The following is a 17407-nucleotide window of genomic DNA, read 5'->3' on the forward strand; positions in this document are numbered from 1 at the left end:
GAGGACCCCCACATGTCCCACATATCCATCCCGCTCGCCGCCTCGGCGCCCGCGGCGGAGGCCCCACCCCACACCGGTGGACTGCTCCTGCTCATCGACGGCACGGCCGGACTGCTGACCGTCGCCGCCATCGGTATCGCCCTGCTGCTGTTCCTGATCATCAAGACCCGGCTCCAGCCGTTCGTCGCGCTGCTCGCGGTCTCCATCGCCGTCGGCCTGATGGCCGGCCTCTCGGTCACCGAACTCTTCGGCACCGTCCAGCGCTCCGACGCCGTCTCCACCATCGAGTCCGGCATGGGCGGCATCCTCGGCCATGTCGCCATCATCATCGGCCTCGGCACCATGCTCGGCGCCATCCTCGAAGTCAGCGGCGGCGCCCAGGTGCTCGCCTCCCGCCTCCTCGGCCTCTTCGGCGAGAAACGCGCCCCGCTCGCCATGGGCCTGACCGGTGTGATCTTCGGTATCCCGGTCTTCTTCGACGTCGGCATCTTCGTCCTCGCGCCGATCGTCTACGCCGCCGCCAAGCGCTCCGGCAAATCGATCCTGCTCTACTGTCTGCCGCTGCTGGCCGGTCTCTCGATGACCCACGCCTTCCTGCCGCCGCACCCCGGCCCGGTGGCCGCCGCCGGACTGCTCAAGGTGGACCTCGGCTGGGTGATCCTCATGGGCGTCGTCTGCGGTGTCCCCGCCGTCCTCGCCGCCTGGGCGTACTCCGCGTGGATCGGCCGGAAGATCTTCGTGCCCGTCCCGCAGGACATGGTCGAGGCCGCCGACGAGGCCAAGGAGGCCGTCCTCGCCGAGCAGCGCGCCGCGGGCGTCGAACCCCGTGAGGAGCCCGTCGCCCTCGGCACCGTCCTCGCCATCATCGGTACGCCGCTGCTGCTGATCCTCGCCGCGACCTTCTCCTCGATCGCCCTCGACCCCTCCACCGTCCGCTCGGTCATCGAGTTCTTCGGCCACCCCTTCGTGGCCCTGACCATCGCGCTGCTCCTCGCCTACTACGTCCTCGGCATCCGGCGCGGCTGGTCCCGCAAGTCCCTGGAGACGGTCTCCACCTCGTCCCTGAAGCCGGTCGGCAACATCCTGCTGGTGGTCGGCGCGGGCGGGGTCTTCGGCGCCGTCCTCAAGGCCAGCGGTGTCGCCCAGGCGCTGTCCGACACCTTCAACGACGTCGGGCTCCCGCTCATCGTCCTGTCCTATCTGATCTCCCTCGTCCTGCGGGTCGCCCAGGGCTCGGCGACCGTGGCGATCGTCACGACCGCGGGCATCGTGGCCCCGCTGCTCGCCGAGGGCGATCACTCGCAGGCGTTCGTGGCGTTGGTCATCATGGCCATCTCGGCGGGCTCGATCTTCGCCTCGCACGTCAACGACGGCGGCTTCTGGATCGTCGCCAAGTACTTCGGCATCAGCGAGCGGGACACCCTGAAGACGTGGACGGTCCTGGAGTCGGTGCTGTCGGTGGCGGGCTTCGCCGCGGCGGCGGTGCTCAGCCTCTTCGTCTAGACGGGCCCTGGTCGGCTCGCGCCGTATTGGGGGCGTTCGAGGCCCCTGTTGGGCATCGTCGCCGTAACGAAGTAGGGGGCTGGCTGTCTCGGACACAGGTTTGTCGACCATACTGCGGACCTGTGGAGCAGCAACGCATAGGTACGAGCAGTCAGCCCCTGGACGCCGGGGTGAACCCGGCACACATCCCCGGGCTCACACAGCCCGCGCCGGCGGAGCCGGAGGACGCGGTCGACGAGGCGGAGGACCTGTCCGCCGACGGGACGGCGGCCGAGGGCGCGGCCCCCGAGCCGGCGCAACCCGACGCGGACGACGGCACCGACGCAGGCGCCGGCGCCGATCCCGACGCGGAATCGGCGACGGACGCGGAGACGGACACCGGGACGGACGCGGAGGCCGCGCGGAAGGCGGCCGACGGCCCCGTCTTCGAGGCCGCCGACCGCCGCGCCCGTATCGTCGCCGACGCCCAGGGCGTCCGCCTCGGCCTCGACGACCAGCGGTGCGAGTTCCGCTGGGACGAGATCGGCGCGATAGAGACCGTGACACCGCGGTTCGGCAAGCGGTACACGATCACCGTCCACACCCCGGACCGCCGTTGGTACCCGATCGAGATCGAGGCCAAGTCCCGCTCGGACCACAAGGAGTGGGACGAGCGGATCGACGCGGTCCTGGACGCGTACTTCGAGGAGGGCGAGCCGGAGAAGGCCGACGACGCCGACACCGACACCGACACCGACGCCAAGGCCGAGAAGGACGCGTCCGAGGCGCGGGAGGAGCCGACCACCTAGAGCACGGCCCTGGTCGGGGACCAGGGCCGTCAGGGATCTCAAGGGATTTCAGGTGGCTCTCGGGTGGCTCTCAGGGGCCTTTCAGGGGCTCTGAGGGGCTTTGAGGGGCTCTCAGGTGGTGCCCCCAGCCGCGGCTAGCTGCAGTACTGGGTCTCCTTGCCGATGGACCGGTACATACAGTCGGCGTTCTCCAGCAATTGCAGGACGGCGTCCCGGTTGCGGGAGGTCTCCCGTTCGATCACCTCGTCGGGCGGGTAGAAGCCGCCTCCGCCGGCCGAGGACGGGTACATCTCGAAGGTGTACCCGAAGATCTTCTGACTGCCCCACAGCCAGTCGTCGATCGACCCGTCGGTGATGTACAGATCGCTGGACTGCTCCGGCGTGTAGCCGTTGCTGGCGGCCATCTTCTGCCCGACCGCGGCGAACGCGTTGCGGTCGTCCGCGGTCATCCCGGCCGCGGTGTCCGAGTATGTGTACCCGTACGGCCACAGCACCAGTTCGCTGTACGTGTGGAAGTCCACCCCGGCCGTGATCTGCTGCCGCCCGCCGACCACCCGGCTGCGTACGAAGTCGGCGACCACCTTCACCTCGGGCGCCGACTCGGCGGCGGTTCCGCGGTAGGTGTCCGAGGAGGCGGAGCCGGAGGAGCCGCCGCAGCAGCCCCAGCGGTAGGCCCAGTTGCGGTTGAGGTCCGTACCGACGTACGAGGAGCCGGTGTTGGGCTGCCGGTTCTTGCGCCAGGAACGGTAGGAGCCGGTGGCGATGTCGTACTCGCCGCCGTCCGGGTTCAGGTCGGGCACGATCCAGATCTCCCGGTTGTCGACCATGTTCTTCACCCGGGAGTCGGTGCCGTAGTCGCTGGTCAGCTCGCGCAGCAGATACAGCGCCATCTCGACGGTGAGGTGCTCGCGGGCGTGCTGGTGGTGGGTGAACAGCACCTCGGGCTCGGCCTCGTCGGTCGCCACATTGTCGCTGATCTTGATGGCGACGATGTTCCGGCCCTGGTAGGTGCGGCCGATGGTGCGCTGGGAGGCGATGGAGGGGTTGGCGGCGACGATCGAGTTGATCTCCGTCGTCATCTCCGCGTAGTTGTGGTAGCGCGAGTCGGCCGACGGGAAGTCGAGCAGTCGTACGTCGTCCTCGCCGGCCGAGCGGTCGGGGGCGGCGCCGAGCGCGGTGACCTCGTAGCCGAGCGCGCGCACCTTCTTGATCTGGTCGGCGCGGCCGGAGACGACGACGCCGTGCTCATGGGCCTCGTCGACGGTGACGCCGGTGCGCTGGAGCGCGGTCCGTTCGGCGGGGGTGGTCCGCTGGTGGATCTCGTACTGGCGGATGTCGTCCGCCGATGCCTTCGGCTTGCTCGCGCTGTCCGCGCTGGCGTCACCGGCGGTGCCCGAGAGGGGCGCGGCGAGCGCGAGGGCGAGCAGGACGGCGAGGGCGGCATTGCGTCTGCCGGTGCCTGGGCCGCGTAGGCGAAGTCGCATGAAGTCTCCTTGTTTCTCCATGAGTTCCGGGGTCTCCGGACGTGGGGAGTGGAGCGGGGGGTGGTTCTTCGGAGCGACGTGCGGGTGGCGCTCATCGTCCGGGTCTGGCATGCCCAGGTCAAGAGTGGGAGGAGGATGGCTGGTCAACGCGCCCCTCCGTCAGGAAGGAAGGCGGCGGCGGCGAACGGCCGCGCAGTGTACGCGTCGCCGCCCCGCCCCGCGCCGGATGACTGCAAGTGCACTCACAGGCATGAGTGCGGCGTGCATATATGTGAGCGAGAGAGGAGAGTGGCACCCCACCTCACGCCACCGCACAGGACAGGCTGATCATGGGCGGATCAGCACCACGACGGGACGGACGGCCGCCGGTCGAGACGACCAGCTTCGTCGACCGGCGCGGTGAACAGAACGAGGGCCGCGAACTGCTGGCCAGAGCCCGGCTGGTGACCCTCACCGGACCGGGCGGCGTCGGCAAGACCCGGCTCGCCGGACGGATCGCGGCCCGGGTCGAGCGGGCCTTCCCCGACGGCGTCCGCTTCGTGCACCTGTCCGGGCTGCGCGACCCCGACCTCGTCCCGCTCGCCGCCGCCGACGCGCTCGGCCTCCACGACCACTCCACCCAGCCCGTCCTGGACGCCCTCGTGGAACAGGTCCGCGAACGCCGGCTCCTGCTCGTCGTGGACAACTGCGAGCACCTCTCCGACGCCTGCGCCCGGCTCACCGCCGCCCTGCTGCACGGCACCACCGGCGTCCGCGTCCTCGCCACCAGCCGCCACCGCCTCGGCCTGACCGAGGAACACCTGCTGGAGGTACGGCCGCTCCCCGTCCCCGGCCCCGACGACGACCTCGCCGCCCACCCCGGCCCCGCCCTCACCCTCTTCGCCGACCGGGCCGCCGCCGTCGTCCCCGGCTTCCGCCTCACCGCCGCCAACCGCGCCGCCGTCGCCCGGCTCTGCCGCCGGCTGGACGGACTCCCGCTCGCCATCGAACTCGCCGCCGTCCGTATGCGCGTCCTCGGCGTGGAACAGCTCATCGACCGCCTCGACGACCGCTACCGCCTCCTGACCACCGGCAGCCCCACCGTCCTGCCCCGCCACCAGACCCTCGGCGCCGCGGTCGACTGGAGCCACGAACTCTGCACGGAACAGGAACAGTCGGTGTGGGCCAGGGCCGGAGTCCTCGCCGGAAGCTTCGACCTGGAGACCGCGGAGGCGGTGTGCGCGGACGGTGAACGCGTACGCCCGCACGACGTCCTGGAAGCGGTGGCGGGACTGGTCGACAAGTCGGTCCTGTGCCGGGAACCGGAGCCTCCCGCCAGCGACGCGGACAGGACCGACACCCCACGCGACACCCCCCGCAGGACCCCACCTACCACCCCACGCGCCGCCCCCGATCCCCGCGCCCCCGATCCCCGCGCCCCCGATCCCCGCGCCCCCGATCCCCGCGCTCCCGATCCCCGCGACTTCGACCCCCGCGACTCCGGTCCTCCCGCCCCCGACCCCGACCCGCGCGCCCCCGACCCCCGCCACCCCTCGGACGACGGCGTCCGCTACCGCCTCCTCGACACCCTCCGCCACTACGGCCTGGAGAAACTACGCTCGCGCCCCGGCGAGGAGGCCGCCGCCCGCCGCCGTCACCTGGCGTGGATCCAGCGCCGGGCCACCGAGTACGAACGCACCTGGTTCGGCCCCGGCCAGCGACGGACCGTGGCCCGGCTCCGCGCCGACCAGGACAACCTGCGCGCCGCCCTCGACTTCGCCCTCACCACCCCCGGAGAGGCCCCCCGCGCCCTGCGCCTGGCCGGCACCCTCTGGTTCTACTGGCACGCCTGCGGCGCCCCCCGCGAGGGCCGCCACTGGCTCGACCGCGCCCTCGACGCCAACCCCGCCCCCACCCGCGACCGCGCCCGCGCACTGTGGACCTCCGCCCTCCTCGCCGGCTGCCCCGAAGACCTCACCCGCGGCCGGGACCGGGCCGAACAGGCCCGCGACCTGGCCCTGAGCCTCGGCGACCCGGCGGAGGCGGCCCACGCCGAACACGTCGTAGGCGTCATACGGCTCTTCAGCGACGACCTCCCGGGCGCCCTGGACCACTTCCGCGCCACCGTCGCCCGGGGCCGCGTCCCCGGCCAGGACCTCGGCCTGCACGGCCTCGACCGCGTCGAACTCGCCTGCGCGCTGGCCCTCCTGGGCGACCCGGACCGCTCGATCGAGGTCAGCGAGGAGACCCGGCGCCTGTGCGAACGGCACGGCGACGAATGGGTCCTCTCCTACGTGCTGCGCATGCTGGCCCTCGCCCACACCCTCAAGGACGACCTCCCGCGCGCCGAACGCCACGCCCGCGAGGCCCTCGACCTGAAACGGGCCGTCCACGACGTGGTGGGCATCGGCCTCACCCTCGACCTGCTCGCCCGTATCGCCGCCCTGCGCGGCGCCTACGAGCGGGCCGCCGTGCTGCTCGGCGGCGCCGACCGCGTCTGGGCCGACGTCGACCGCCACCGCTGGGGCTCCGCCGCCCTCAACTCCGCCCGCGCGCACACCGAGGAGCTGACCAGCCGGACCATGGGCGCCGAGCGCTACCGCAAGGCGTACGACCACGGCGGCTCGCTCGGCCTGGCGGAGATCGTCGGCCACGCCCTGGACGAGCGCAGACCCCCACCCGCCCGTACCGTCACCGCCCCGGCCGCGGCCCCGCTCACCCGGCGCGAGAACGAGGTCGCCCACCTTGTCGCCGAGGGCCTCGCCAACCAGCAGATCGCCGACCGCCTCGTCATCGCCCGCCGCACCGCCGAGGGCCATGTGGAACGCATCCTCACCAAGCTCGGCTTCACGAGCCGCAGCCAGATCGCGGCATGGGTGACCGCCCGCAGATGACGCCACCCCTGCCTGCCGGGGGCGCGCAGGTAGCGATTGGGGTAGTCCTCCCCGTGCCGGACGCGAGCCCGGCGGCCACCCTGGAGCCATGCTCCAGCTCTACGGGAACCGCCGCCCGGCCCCCCACTCCGCGTCCGGGGCATTCCCCCAGCCCCCGCTGCGGGCGGGCCACTTGAGCGCCACGTACGCCCCCCGCCCCTCCGCGGTCCGCGAGGCCCGCGCGGCGGTGCGCCGGCACCTGGAGGAGTGGGGCCTGGCCGAACCGGACGCCTCCCAGGACCTGACGGACACGACGGCGCTCCTGGTCAGCGAGGTGGCGACCCACGCCCTGCTGCACTCCACCGGCGACCGCATCACCCTCTCGCTGATGGCGGCGCACGGGGTGCTGCGCTGTGAGATCGGCGAGATCGGGGGACTGGGCGACGGCACCGGCTGCGCCCGCCCGACCCCCGGCGACCGAGGCATGTTCCTGGTGGCGGCGCTGGCCCGGCGCTGGGGCTGCGAGCCCGACGGACCGGGCGGGACCGTCTGGTTCGAATTGGGCACCTGCGTGTGCGACGGCTGCGATCGGCGACAGCCTTAGGGCCTGTCGTCTGGATCATCCCGGCGTCGCGGGGTCCGGCACCCACCCCGCAGACGTTTGCGATGAGGAAGTGAAGATGTGAAGATCGCCGCACGCCCCCTTGTCCGTGCGGGACCCTTCGCGTTACTTGTCGTCCATGGCGGACACCACGGGAAACACCTCGGAGACCAGAGCGCCTGACGCAGATCCGGCCACCGGCCGGCGCAAGTCGAGCTGGCGGTACATCGGTCCCGGCATCGTGGTGGCCGCGACGGGTGTCGGCGCCGGTGACCTGGTCGCCACCCTCATCGCGGGCAGCAACTTCGGCTACACCCTGCTGTGGGCCGCGGTGATCGGCTGCCTGGTGAAGATCTCCCTGGCGGAGGCGGCGGGCCGCTGGCACCTGTCGACCGGCCGCACCCTGTTCGACGGCTGGGCGAGCCTGGGCCGCTGGACGACCTGGTTCTTCGCGGTCTACGTCGTGATCTGGGGCTTCGTGTACGGCGCGGCGGCGATGTCGTCCAGCGCCCTGCCGCTCCAGGCGCTGTTCCCGGATGTGATGGACCTGAAGTGGTGGGCCATCGCGTGCGGTCTGGTGGGGCTGGTGTTCGTCTGGTTCAACAAGTACGCGGTGTTCGAGAAGGTCATGACGGTCCTGGTGGGCGTCATGTTCGTGGTGACGGTGTACCTGGCGATCCGGGTGACCCCGAACCTCGGCGACGCCCTGGCGGGCCTGCTGCCGGTCCTCCCCGACGAGAAGGACTCCATCCTCAACACCCTGGGTCTGATCGGCGGCGTCGGCGGCACGATCACCCTCGCGGCGTACGGCTACTGGGTCAACGCCAAGGGCTGGACCGACACCGGCTGGATGAAGATCATGCGCCTGGACAACCGGGTGGCGTACGCGACGACCGGCATCTTCGTGGTGGCGATGCTCTTCGTCGGCGCGGAACTCCTCCACTCCGCGAACGTGGCCATCGAGAGCGGCGACAAGGGCCTGATCCAGCTCGGCGACATCCTGGAGGACGAGTACGGTGCGGCGACGGCCACGTTCTTCCTCATCGGCTTCTTCGCGACCTCCTTCACGTCCCTGATCGGGGTCTGGCACGGGGTGAGCCTGATGTTCGCCGACTTCGTGGCCCGCTACGGCAAGAAGAACGAGGCGGACACGGAGAACCTGACCGGAGAGCAGGTCGCCTCCGGCCGCCGCGAACGCTCCTGGCCCTTCCGCGTCTACCTCCTCTGGCTCACCTTCCCGCCCATGGTCCTGCTCTTCCAGGACCAGCCCTTCCGCCTCGTCATCCTCTACGGCGTCCTGGGCGCCGCCTTCCTCCCCTTCCTCGCCGGCACCCTTCTCTGGCTCCTCAACTCCCCTCGCACCCCCCGCGAATGGCGCAACGGCCCCCTCAGCAACACGATGCTGGCCGCGGCGGGCCTGCTCTTCCTGACCCTCTGCATCAAACAGATCTGGGACCAGCCGTGGTCGGAGTTCTTCTGACCGAAGCGACGCCCGGGCCTCCCCCTCGGAGGTCCGGGCGTCGCTTCTTGGTGGTGGGCCGGGTTACGGGAGCGCGTCCACGTGCGGGCCCACCGCGTTGGACCACGCGTTGCCCGCCGTGGCGTCCCAGTTGGTGGACCAGGTCATCGCGCCGCGCAGCTCGGGGTAGGTGCGGGCCGGCTTGAAGGTGCCGCAGTTGGTGCCTCGGGTGAGGCAGTCCAGGGCGGCGTTGACGACGGACGGGGAGACGTAGCCGCCGCCGGCCGCGCGGGTCGAGGCCGGCAGGCCCAGGCCGACCTGGGACGGGGCCAGGCCGCCCTCCAGCTGGATGCAGGCCAGCGCGGTGAGGAAGTCGACCGTGCCCTGGCTGTAGACCTTGCCGTCACAGCCCAGCATGGCGCCGCTGTTGTAGTACTGGGTGTTGACGACCGTGAGGATGTCCCGCACGTTCAGCGCCGTCTGGAAGTACGAGCCGGACGTCGACTGCATGTCCAGCGTCTGCGGAGCCATGGTCAGGACCATCGACGGGCCCGCCTTCGCGGACAGCGAGCGCAGCGCCTGGGTCATGTAGGTCGCGTTGAGGCCGTTCTCCAGGTCGATGTCGACGCCGTCGAAGCCGTACTCCTGCATCAGCGCGTACACCGAGTTCGAGAAGTTCGTCGCCGAGGTGGAGTTGTTGACCGCGACCGTGCCCAGTTCGCCGCCGACCGAGATGATGACCTTCTTGCCGGCCGCCTGCTTGGCGCGGATGTCCGCCTTGAACTGGTCGACGGTGTAGCCGTTCAGCGCCGCCGAGGCCAGGTTGAAGGTGACCGCGCCCGGGGTGGTCGTGGCGTCCGCGAAGGCCACCGCGATGATGTCGTACGCCGCCGGGACGTCCGAGAGGCGCTGGACCGCGGCCCCGTTGTTGAAGTTCTGCCAGTAGCCGGTCACCGCGTGCTTGGGCACGGTGCCGCCACCGCCGCCGGTCGGCAGGGTGCGCCCCGTCACCGTCGCCGACCTGGGTGACTCACCGGCCGCGTTGGTCGCCGTCACCTGGAAGGAGTACGACGTGTCGGCGGCCAGGCCGGTCACCGACGCCGAGGTGCCCGTCACGGCCGTGACGCGGGTGCCGTCCCGGTAGATGGTGTAGCCGGTCGCGCCCGAGACGGTGTTCCAGGTCAGCGAGATCGCCGAGGAGGAGGTGCCGGTGGCCGCCACGCCCGTGGGAGCGGTGGGGATGGTCGGGCCGGGGTCGGTGCCACCGCCGCCGTCGGGGCCGAAGACCGAGACGTCGTCCACGTGGTAGGCGGACTGGCCGTACCAGCCGTGGGTGTAGACGGTCACCGAGGTGGTGGAGGCGCCGGTGCGGAACGTCGTCTGCAGTTGCTTCCACGACGCGCTGTCCGGCGTCCAGGTCGAGACGTCCGTCGTTCCGGTGCCGGTCGCGCCCAGGTAGGCGAAGCCGCCCTGCACCCACGCGCTCAGTGTGTACGTCGAGTTCGGCTGGACCGCCACCGTCTGCGAGCAGCGGGCGTTGTCCTGGCCGGTCGGGGCGGCCCGGAGGGCCGAGGTGCCGGTACGCACCGGGGTCGTCACCGCGGTGCCGCTGTTCGCCGAACAGGTCCAGTTGCTCAGACCGGACTCGAAACCGGCGTTCTTGGCGTTGTTGAGGTCGGCGGCGGACGCCTCGACGGCCGTCGACAAGGAGAAGGCGAGGGCGGCGATGGTGGCCCCGGCCAGCAGCCGGGTGCGTCCGCTCCGGCGCGTGCTGGTGCTGGTACCGGTGTTCCGTCTGTTCCGTCTGTGCCATCTGTTCCGTACGAGATCCACGCGGCCCTCCGATGGGGAGTCGGGGTGAGGGGAGAAGGCGAAGAACGAGGAAGAGCGAAGAGAACGAGGGGGTGAGCCCAGGAAGTGCGGGGAGTGCGGGGCGTGCGGGGAGTGCGGGTGCTGCGAGGCGTGCGGGGAGCGTGCGAAAGGGGAGCGCTGGAGGTGCCAGAGGTGTCAAGAAGGGGAACGGTGGCCACCGTTGGCGTCAACGGTGGTCCAGACCAATTGGGTTGTCAAGAGGTCCAGACCAAGTCGGGGCGAGGCGCGATCTCCGGCCGGACTCCGGCGTGGCCGCGACCCGGCTTCGACGCGATGCCTCACCTGCCCTGATTTGGCGTGACTTGTTCGTCGCCAGTTGTCACATAGCCGCCCAATCGCTGTTCTCCGGCCACTGAGGCGCGGATACAGTGCTCGGGTAGTCACGCAATGAAGTCATCTCGGTGCGTCGGAGTGACCCCGTCGCGCCGGCCGGCGGAATCGGGGAGCGCGCGTGCCAACTGCCATTGCCGTGACCGGCGCGGACCTCGCGCTGCCGCCGCAGGACGAACGGACCATGCCCGCCGCCGTGCTGCCCGAACTGGACCGGCGCCCGCTGGACCGGACGCTCGCCGAGATGCAGGTACTGCTCGACCAGCACGGACAGGTCGTCGTCGTCACCTCGCCCGCCGCGCCCCCGGCCGTGCAGCGGCGGCTGCACACCGTCCGGTCCCTGCTGGAGAGCGACCGGATCGCGCTCTTCAAACCCGACCTCCCGCCGCTCGGAGTCGCCGTCCTCGCCCGCCAGTTGAGACAGCTCGCCTCCTGCGATCTCAGCCCGGGAGTGCTCGCCTCCGCCGGACGGCTGCTCACCCACTACATCCACGCCGGCGCCGTACTCGGCTCCGTCGCCAAGCTCGACCGGGTGCCCGTCACCCTCAAGGCGCACGCCAAGTCCTGGGTGCCGGGCAGCCAGTTCGCCGTACTCGCCCATCCGCAGCCCCAGCTCGTCCGGCTCGGACCCGACGCCCGGCTCACCGGACCCGAGTTCGCCACCCGGATGGTCGTCGCCAAGGGCCAGCTCCAGTCCGACTGGATCACCGGGACCCTCGCCCCGTCCTGGCGGGTGCAGGGGCTGCGCGAGACCGACCTGCCCGCCGACTCCGCCCGCTGGTGGGGGACCGGGCGGACGGTCGAGTTCTGCGCGTACCTGGCCGATCTGTCGGTGCTCTACCAGCTCGTCACCTCCGTACGCCAGAGCGTCTGTCACTGGTGCGGCCTCGATGTCATCGGTGACCTGTGCGTGTTCTGCTCCGCGACCCCGCCCACCACCCAGGACGGGACCGCGGGGGAGGGGCGACCCGCCCCGACCCCGGTACGGCAGAACCGCGGCCGAGGAGTGCTGCCGCCGCGACAACAACCCACCCGCGGACGCCGGGCTCTCACCCCCTGAGCCCCGGGCCGCCGAGTCCCTGAAGTCCCTGAAGTTCCTTCAGTGCATTCGGTTCAGCAGTCCCTGAGCCATCGATCGTCGTCACCTCCGTCACCCCGTCGTCCCGCCCCCCGTCATCCGCCACCCCCAACGAGGTCGCACGGTTCATGAACTCCCGTCAGCGCCGCGGCGTGATACTCCTGCTCCTGTCCATCCTGTGCGCCCTCGGCGCCTTCGCCGGTGTGCTCTCCGTCGTCAACGACGTACGGTCCAAGGTCGGGCCCGAGGTCGCCGCGTACGAGCTGAAGTCCGACGTGGCTCCCTACACCCCGCTCAGCGCACGCCAGTTCACCGAGATCGAGATGCCCGACCGCTGGCTGTCGGAGAACGCCGTCACCGATCTCTCCGACATCCGCGGCAAGATCGCCGTCACCACCCTCAAGAAGGGCTCGCTGCTCCAGAGCGACATGATCGTGGACCAGCCCGCCCTCACATCGGGTGAGCAGGAGGTCGCCATCATGATCGACGCGGCGACCGGAGTGGCCGGGAAGATCACCCCGGGCGCCACCGTCAACGTCTACGCCACCTTCGAGGGTGAACGCGAGGGCGACCCCGCCCAGTCCCGGGTGATCGTCGCCAACGCCCGCGTCCTCGACGTCGGCGAGCTGACCCCCCTCGACGCCCGCGGCGACGAACGCGCCCGGCAGGCGACCGAGGCCGTACCGATCACCTTCGCGCTGTCCGCGATCGACGCCCAGCGGATCACCTACGCCGAGTCGTTCGCCGAGCGGGTCCGGCTCGCCCTCGTCGCGCCCGGTGGCGACGGCGCGGTGGCCGAGCAGGACCGCACCTACGAACTCGCCGAAGACAAGTAAGAGACCAGTTAGGACGAGTGAGAGACCGGCATGCCCACGAGGATTCTCCCTGCGGTGGCCGACGCGGACGCGGTCCGGTCGCTCACCACGCTCCTCAGCCAGCTCCCGGACGCCGAGCCGGTCCACCCGGTCCTCGACTCCACCCAGCTGATCGACACCCTGGCCCGCCTCGCCGCCGAGTCCGTCGACGAACTGCCCGAGGTGGTCGTCGTCCACGAGCGGATCGGACCCGTACCGGCGCTGGAACTGATCCGCGAGGTCGCCCTGCGCTTCCCGGCCGTCGGCGTCATCCTGGTCACCTCCGACGCCAGCCCCGGCCTCTTCGCCGCCGCCATGGACTCCGGCGCCCGCGGTGTGGTCGCCCTCCCGCTCAGCTACGAGGAACTCGGCAGCCGGGTCCAGGCCGTCGCCCAGTGGTCGGTGGGCGTACGACGCCATCTCGGTCACGGCGCCGAGGTGTTCACCGGCGCCGGCGGCAGCGTCGTCACCGTCAGCGGCGCCAAGGGCGGAGTCGGCACCACCGTCACCGCCGTCCACCTCGCCCTCGCCTCCCAGGCGTCCGGCCGCGCCACCTGCCTGGTCGACCTGGACCTCCAGACCGGCGACATCGCCTCCTACCTGGACGTCCAGTTCCGCCGCTCGGTGGTCGACCTCGCCACCATCACCGACATATCGCCCCGGGTTCTCGCCGACGCCGTGTTCCGCCACGACACCGGCCTCGCCCTGCTCCTCGCCCCCGGCGAGGGCGAACGCGGCGAGGAGGTCACCGACCGCGCCGCCCGCCAGATCGTCAGCGCGCTGCGCTCCCGCTACGAGACCGTCGTCATCGACTGCGGCGCCCAGCTGAGCGGCGCCAGCGCGGCGGCGGTGGAGATGGCCGACCTCGCGCTGCTCGTCACCACCCCGGACGTGGTCGCGGTACGCGGCGCCAAACGCATGGTCCGGCTCTGGGACCGGCTCCAGGCCCGCAAGGCCGAGGAGACCACCGTCGTCGTCAACCGCCACACGAAGGGTACGGAGATCCAGCCCGCCCTCGTCCAGCGGATCACCGGCACCGCCGTCGCCCGGACCGTCGTACCGGCCCATTTCAAGGAGCTGCAGCCCAGTGTGGACGCCGGGCGGCTGCACGAACTGGAGGCCAAGAGCACGGTCAGACAGGCCCTGTGGACCCTCGCCGGTGAACTCGGCCTGGTCCAGGGCGTCCAGGGCACGGAGGGCGCCCACCGCAAGGGCGGCCGGGCCCGCGGCGCCGAGCGCGCCCGGGGCGGCGACCGGGCCGCGCTGACCTTCCGCCGACGCAAGGAACTGGGCCGGTGAACGCGGCCGGGTCATCGACGGCGGCGCAGCCGTACGGGACACCTCGGCCGTCCAGGACGCCGCGGAGGGCATCCGGAACCACGGTCCACCCGTCCCGCGCGCGCGGAGACCGGGGCCAGGTCACCATCGAGTTCCTCGGGATGACCCCGCTGATCCTGATCACGCTGGTGCTGCTGTGGCAGTTCGTCCTCCTGGGATACACCTTCACCCTCGCGGGGAACGCTGCCGACGAGGCCGTACGGGCCGGCACGGCCGCCCCAACCGGAGCGCGCCAGGGGGCCTGCGAGGAGGCCGGGCGGGACAAGCTGCCCGGCGCCTGGGAGGGGGGCGCCGAGGTGGACTGCTCGACGGGCGGCGGGTTCGTCACCGCGCGGGTGGTCCTGCGGGTGCCGGTCCTCTTCCCGGGCACGGTCGCCTTCCCCTTCGAGGTCAGGGGCGAGGCGGGCGCGGTGGAGGAGGTGACGGACTGAGATGTCGTACAACCGTGTCTTACCTGGCTCACATGTCCTACATGTCCTGCGGAGGGGTCGTCCTCCGATCGGCGGGGCGAGGCGGCGGCCAGGGAACGTCCGGGCCGGACACCGGGTCCCGCCGCGGCGGGACCCCCGGCGCGGGGATCGCGGGCAGGTCGCCATCGAGTACCTCGGCTTCGTCCCCATCCTCATCCTCGTCGCGCTGGCCGGCGTCCAGCTCGGGCTGATCGCGTACGCCGGTCAGCAGGCGGGGACGGCGGCGCGGGCCGGGGCGCGCAGCGCCTCCCTCGACCTCGGCGCGCAGACGGGCTGCTCGGCGGCGGTCAGCGACTGGCTGGCCGACGGCACCGACTGCTCGGAGAACCGGTTCGCGGACGAGGTCGAGGTCACCGCGACCGTGGACATCCCGTCCCTCGTCCCCGGCTGGGACTTCGACCCGGCGCGCAAGACGGCGACGATGCCGCTGGACGCGACGGCACCGGAACTAGGAGCTCCATGAGTCTGCGGGCACGTATCAACTCCCCCGAGGAGCAGGGCAACCGGGGCGAGGACGGCCATCTGGTCGCCTCCTACCGGGCCAAGCTGCTGGAGGAGATCGACCTCGCGGAGATGAGTTCGCTCGCGACCGCCGAGCGCCGCGCCCGGCTGGAGCGGGTCCTCGGGCACATCATCAGCCGCGAGGGACCGGTCCTCTCGACCGTCGAGCGCTCGCAACTGATCCGGCGGGTGGTGGACGAGGCCCTCGGCCTCGGCATCCTCGAACCGCTCCTCGAAGACGCCTCGATCACCGAGATCATGGTCAACGGGCCGGACGCCGTCTTCGTGGAGCGCGGCGGCCGGGTGGAACAGCTCCCGCTGCGGTTCGCCTCCGCCGACCAGCTGATGCAGACCATCGAACGGATCGTGTCGACCGTCAACCGCCGGGTCGACGAGTCCAACCCGATGGTGGACGCCCGGCTGCCCTCCGGCGAGCGCGTCAACGTCATCATCCCGCCGCTGTCGCTGACCGGCCCCACCCTCACCATCCGCCGCTTCCCGCGCTCCTTCACCCTCCAGGAGCTGATCGGCTTCGGCTCCCTCGAAGAGCACATGCTGTATCTGCTGGCCGCGCTGGTGCAGGCCAAGTTCAACATCATCGTCTCCGGCGCCACCGGCACCGGGAAGACCACCCTCCTCAACGCCCTGTCCGGGCTGATCCCCGACGGCGAGCGGATCATCACCATCGAGGACTCCGCCGAACTCCAGCTCCAACAGGCCCATGTCATCCGGCTGGAATCCCGTCCGCCCAACGTCGAGGGCAACGGCCGGGTCACCATCCGCGACCTGGTCCGCAACTCGCTGCGAATGCGGCCCGACCGGATCGTGGTCGGCGAGGTCCGCGGCGGCGAGTCCCTCGACATGCTCCAGGCGATGTCCACCGGCCACGACGGCTCCCTCGCCACCGTGCACGCCAACAGCGCCGAGGACGCGCTGATGCGGCTCCAGACCCTCGCCTCCATGTCGGACGTCGAGATCCCCTTCGTCGCCCTGCACGACCAGATCAACAGCGCCGTCGATGTGATCGTGCAGCTCACCCGGTTCGCCGACGGCACCCGGCGGATCACCGAGATCGCCCTGCTCGACAGCCACGGCGGCGAGCCCTACCGGCTGGTGACCGTCGCCCGCTTCGACGCCCGCCCCATGGGGGGCGACGGCCGGATCCACGGCGTCTTCCGCCACCTCCCGCTGCCGCGCCGCACCGCCGACCGCCTCTACATGGCGAGCCAGCCCATCCCGCAGGCGTTCGGCATCGCCCTCACCGAGGAACTGCTCCACACCCGAGAAGCCAGGTAGGACCGCCCTCCATGGACCTTCAGAACCTCGTCACGCTCACGATCGGCGCCACCCTGCTGACGCTGCTCCTCGCGGTCCTCGGCGTCCACGCCTACGCCGCCGGACGCGCCCAGCGCCGCGCCCTGGTCGACCGGCTCACCGCGACCGGCCAGGCCCCCGTCACCGGCCGCCGCCGCCACTTCCGGGACCTGGACCGCCGGCTGCGCCGCACCCGCTTCGGCCGCCACCTCGAACTACGGCTCACCGCGACCGGCCTGGACATCACCCCCGGTGAGTTCTTCGCCGCCATGCTCACCGCGGTGGCCGGACTCTGGCTGGTCGGCCAGGCCGCCCTCGCGCCCTTCTTCGGCCCCCTCGCGGGCCTGCTCGGCGTCTGGGCGGCGATGCAGTACCTCAGCTGGCAACGGCAGAAACGCATCGAGAAGTTCATCAACCAGCTCCCCGAACTCGCCCGGATCCTCGCCAACGCCACCAACGCCGGGCTCGCCCTGCGCACCGCCATAGGGATGGCTGCGGAGGAACTGGAGGCGCCGGCGGGCGAGGAACTCGCCAAGGTCGCCGACCAGCTCGCCCTCGGCGCGGCCCTGGACGACGCCCTGGACGAGATGGCCAGGCGCCTGCCCTCCCGCGAACTCGTCGTCCTCGTCACCACCCTCGTGCTCTCCAACCGGGCGGGCGGCCAGGTCGTCGGCGCCCTGCGCAACCTCACCGAGACCCTGGAGGAGCGCAAGGAGACCCGCCGCGAGATCCGCACCCAGCTCTCGCAGGTCAGCATGACCTCGTACGCCGTCCCCGTGATGGGTGTCGGCTCGCTGTTCCTGATGAACGGGGTCAAGGACGGCGCCCTGGACCGGATGACCGGCTCCCCGTTCGGCCAGGCCGCCGTCGTCATCGCCTTCGCGCTGTACGCGGTCGGCTTCCTCCTCATCCGCCGCCTGTCCCGGATCGACGTCTAGGGACAGGAAGGACAGGAAGAGGGAC

14 protein-coding genes are annotated in these 17407 nt (G+C 71.4%); 12 read left to right on the forward strand and 2 right to left on the reverse strand.

The window, feature by feature from the left end:
- Positions 1 to 12: 12 nt before the first annotated feature.
- Both ACIQNG_RS02855 and ACIQNG_RS02860 read left to right on the forward strand, forming a co-directional pair.
- Positions 13 to 1503 (forward strand): GntP family permease, encoded by a 1491-nt coding sequence (locus ACIQNG_RS02855; protein ID WP_401429602.1) that lies wholly within the window; start codon positions 13 to 15, stop codon positions 1501 to 1503.
- 122 nt (positions 1504 to 1625) lie between these two features.
- A complete protein-coding gene (locus ACIQNG_RS02860) occupies positions 1626 to 2291 on the forward strand; it encodes a hypothetical protein (RefSeq protein ID WP_401482360.1) in 666 nt (221 codons plus the stop codon).
- A gap of 134 nt (positions 2292 to 2425) precedes the next feature.
- On the opposite strand, the gene ACIQNG_RS02865 is transcribed toward ACIQNG_RS02860, so the two are convergent.
- Entirely contained in the window at positions 2426 to 3775 is a 1350-nt protein-coding gene (locus tag ACIQNG_RS02865; RefSeq protein ID WP_401482361.1) for a M14 family metallopeptidase, read from the reverse strand.
- Between the two features lie 329 nt (positions 3776 to 4104).
- Here ACIQNG_RS02865 and ACIQNG_RS02870 point away from each other — a divergent pair, with 329 nt between their 5' ends.
- From ACIQNG_RS02870 to ACIQNG_RS02880, 3 genes are all read left to right on the forward strand, one after another.
- The gene (locus ACIQNG_RS02870) at positions 4105 to 6648 is read left to right on the forward strand and encodes a LuxR C-terminal-related transcriptional regulator (protein WP_401482362.1); all 2544 of its coding nucleotides are present in this window, start codon (positions 4105 to 4107) and stop codon (positions 6646 to 6648) included.
- Positions 6649 to 6736: 88 nt separating this feature from the next.
- Positions 6737 to 7231, forward strand: coding sequence for an ATP-binding protein (locus ACIQNG_RS02875; protein WP_401482363.1), 495 nt, complete (start codon positions 6737 to 6739; stop codon positions 7229 to 7231).
- A gap of 136 nt (positions 7232 to 7367) precedes the next feature.
- Positions 7368 to 8708: an Nramp family divalent metal transporter gene (locus ACIQNG_RS02880; RefSeq protein ID WP_401482364.1), complete on the forward strand. Its 1341-nt coding sequence runs from the start codon at positions 7368 to 7370 to the stop codon at positions 8706 to 8708.
- Positions 8709 to 8771: 63 nt separating this feature from the next.
- Here ACIQNG_RS02880 and ACIQNG_RS02885 read toward each other — a convergent pair whose 3' ends face one another.
- Complete coding sequence (locus ACIQNG_RS02885; RefSeq protein WP_401430078.1) at positions 8772 to 10433, reverse strand: chitinase; 1662 nt, start codon at positions 10431 to 10433, stop codon at positions 8772 to 8774.
- A 577-nt stretch (positions 10434 to 11010) separates the two neighbouring features.
- Here ACIQNG_RS02885 and ACIQNG_RS02890 point away from each other — a divergent pair.
- The 7 genes from ACIQNG_RS02890 to ACIQNG_RS02920 all read left to right on the forward strand — a co-directional run bounded on the left by ACIQNG_RS02890 (position 11011) and on the right by ACIQNG_RS02920 (position 17382).
- Positions 11011 to 11949 (forward strand): hypothetical protein, encoded by a 939-nt coding sequence (locus ACIQNG_RS02890; RefSeq protein ID WP_401482365.1) that lies wholly within the window; start codon positions 11011 to 11013, stop codon positions 11947 to 11949.
- Between the two features lie 146 nt (positions 11950 to 12095).
- Entirely contained in the window at positions 12096 to 12803 is a 708-nt protein-coding gene (cpaB, locus tag ACIQNG_RS02895) for a Flp pilus assembly protein CpaB (protein ID WP_401429610.1), read from the forward strand.
- Between the two features lie 30 nt (positions 12804 to 12833).
- Positions 12834 to 14120 (forward strand): CpaE family protein, encoded by a 1287-nt coding sequence (locus ACIQNG_RS02900; protein WP_401429612.1) that lies wholly within the window; start codon positions 12834 to 12836, stop codon positions 14118 to 14120.
- A gap of 140 nt (positions 14121 to 14260) precedes the next feature.
- Complete coding sequence (locus tag ACIQNG_RS02905) at positions 14261 to 14590, forward strand: pilus assembly protein (protein WP_401482366.1); 330 nt, start codon at positions 14261 to 14263, stop codon at positions 14588 to 14590.
- A gap of 163 nt (positions 14591 to 14753) precedes the next feature.
- A complete protein-coding gene (locus ACIQNG_RS02910; protein WP_401482516.1) occupies positions 14754 to 15092 on the forward strand; it encodes a TadE/TadG family type IV pilus assembly protein in 339 nt (112 codons plus the stop codon).
- Positions 15089 to 16426 (forward strand): CpaF family protein, encoded by a 1338-nt coding sequence (locus ACIQNG_RS02915; RefSeq protein WP_401429617.1) that lies wholly within the window; start codon positions 15089 to 15091, stop codon positions 16424 to 16426. The genes ACIQNG_RS02910 and ACIQNG_RS02915 overlap by 4 nt, the downstream gene beginning before the upstream one ends.
- Before the next feature lie 11 nt (positions 16427 to 16437).
- Positions 16438 to 17382, forward strand: a complete 945-nt coding sequence (locus tag ACIQNG_RS02920; RefSeq protein WP_401482367.1) for a type II secretion system F family protein — start codon at positions 16438 to 16440, stop codon at positions 17380 to 17382.
- Positions 17383 to 17407: the final 25 nt, after the last annotated feature.

This window comes from Streptomyces sp. NPDC091377 (assembly GCF_044757045.1).
In the GTDB taxonomy this organism is placed as follows: domain Bacteria; phylum Actinomycetota; class Actinomycetes; order Streptomycetales; family Streptomycetaceae; genus Streptomyces.

Bases quoted from the DNA above. Each gene is read 5' to 3' on its own strand.
- ACIQNG_RS02855 (WP_401429602.1), top strand. From the start codon at position 13: ATGTCCCACATATCCATCCCGCTCGCCGCCTCGGCGCCCGCGGCGGAG.
- ACIQNG_RS02865 (WP_401482361.1), bottom strand. From the start codon at position 3,775: ATGCGACTTCGCCTACGCGGCCCAGGCACCGGCAGACGCAATGCCGCC.
- ACIQNG_RS02870 (WP_401482362.1), top strand. From the start codon at position 4,105: ATGGGCGGATCAGCACCACGACGGGACGGACGGCCGCCGGTCGAGACG.
- ACIQNG_RS02875 (WP_401482363.1), top strand. From the start codon at position 6,737: ATGCTCCAGCTCTACGGGAACCGCCGCCCGGCCCCCCACTCCGCGTCC.
- ACIQNG_RS02880 (WP_401482364.1), top strand. From the start codon at position 7,368: ATGGCGGACACCACGGGAAACACCTCGGAGACCAGAGCGCCTGACGCA.
- cpaB (WP_401429610.1), top strand. From the start codon at position 12,096: ATGAACTCCCGTCAGCGCCGCGGCGTGATACTCCTGCTCCTGTCCATC.
- ACIQNG_RS02900 (WP_401429612.1), top strand. From the start codon at position 12,834: ATGCCCACGAGGATTCTCCCTGCGGTGGCCGACGCGGACGCGGTCCGG.
- ACIQNG_RS02905 (WP_401482366.1), top strand. From the start codon at position 14,261: ATGACCCCGCTGATCCTGATCACGCTGGTGCTGCTGTGGCAGTTCGTC.
- ACIQNG_RS02915 (WP_401429617.1), top strand. From the start codon at position 15,089: ATGAGTCTGCGGGCACGTATCAACTCCCCCGAGGAGCAGGGCAACCGG.
- ACIQNG_RS02920 (WP_401482367.1), top strand. From the start codon at position 16,438: ATGGACCTTCAGAACCTCGTCACGCTCACGATCGGCGCCACCCTGCTG.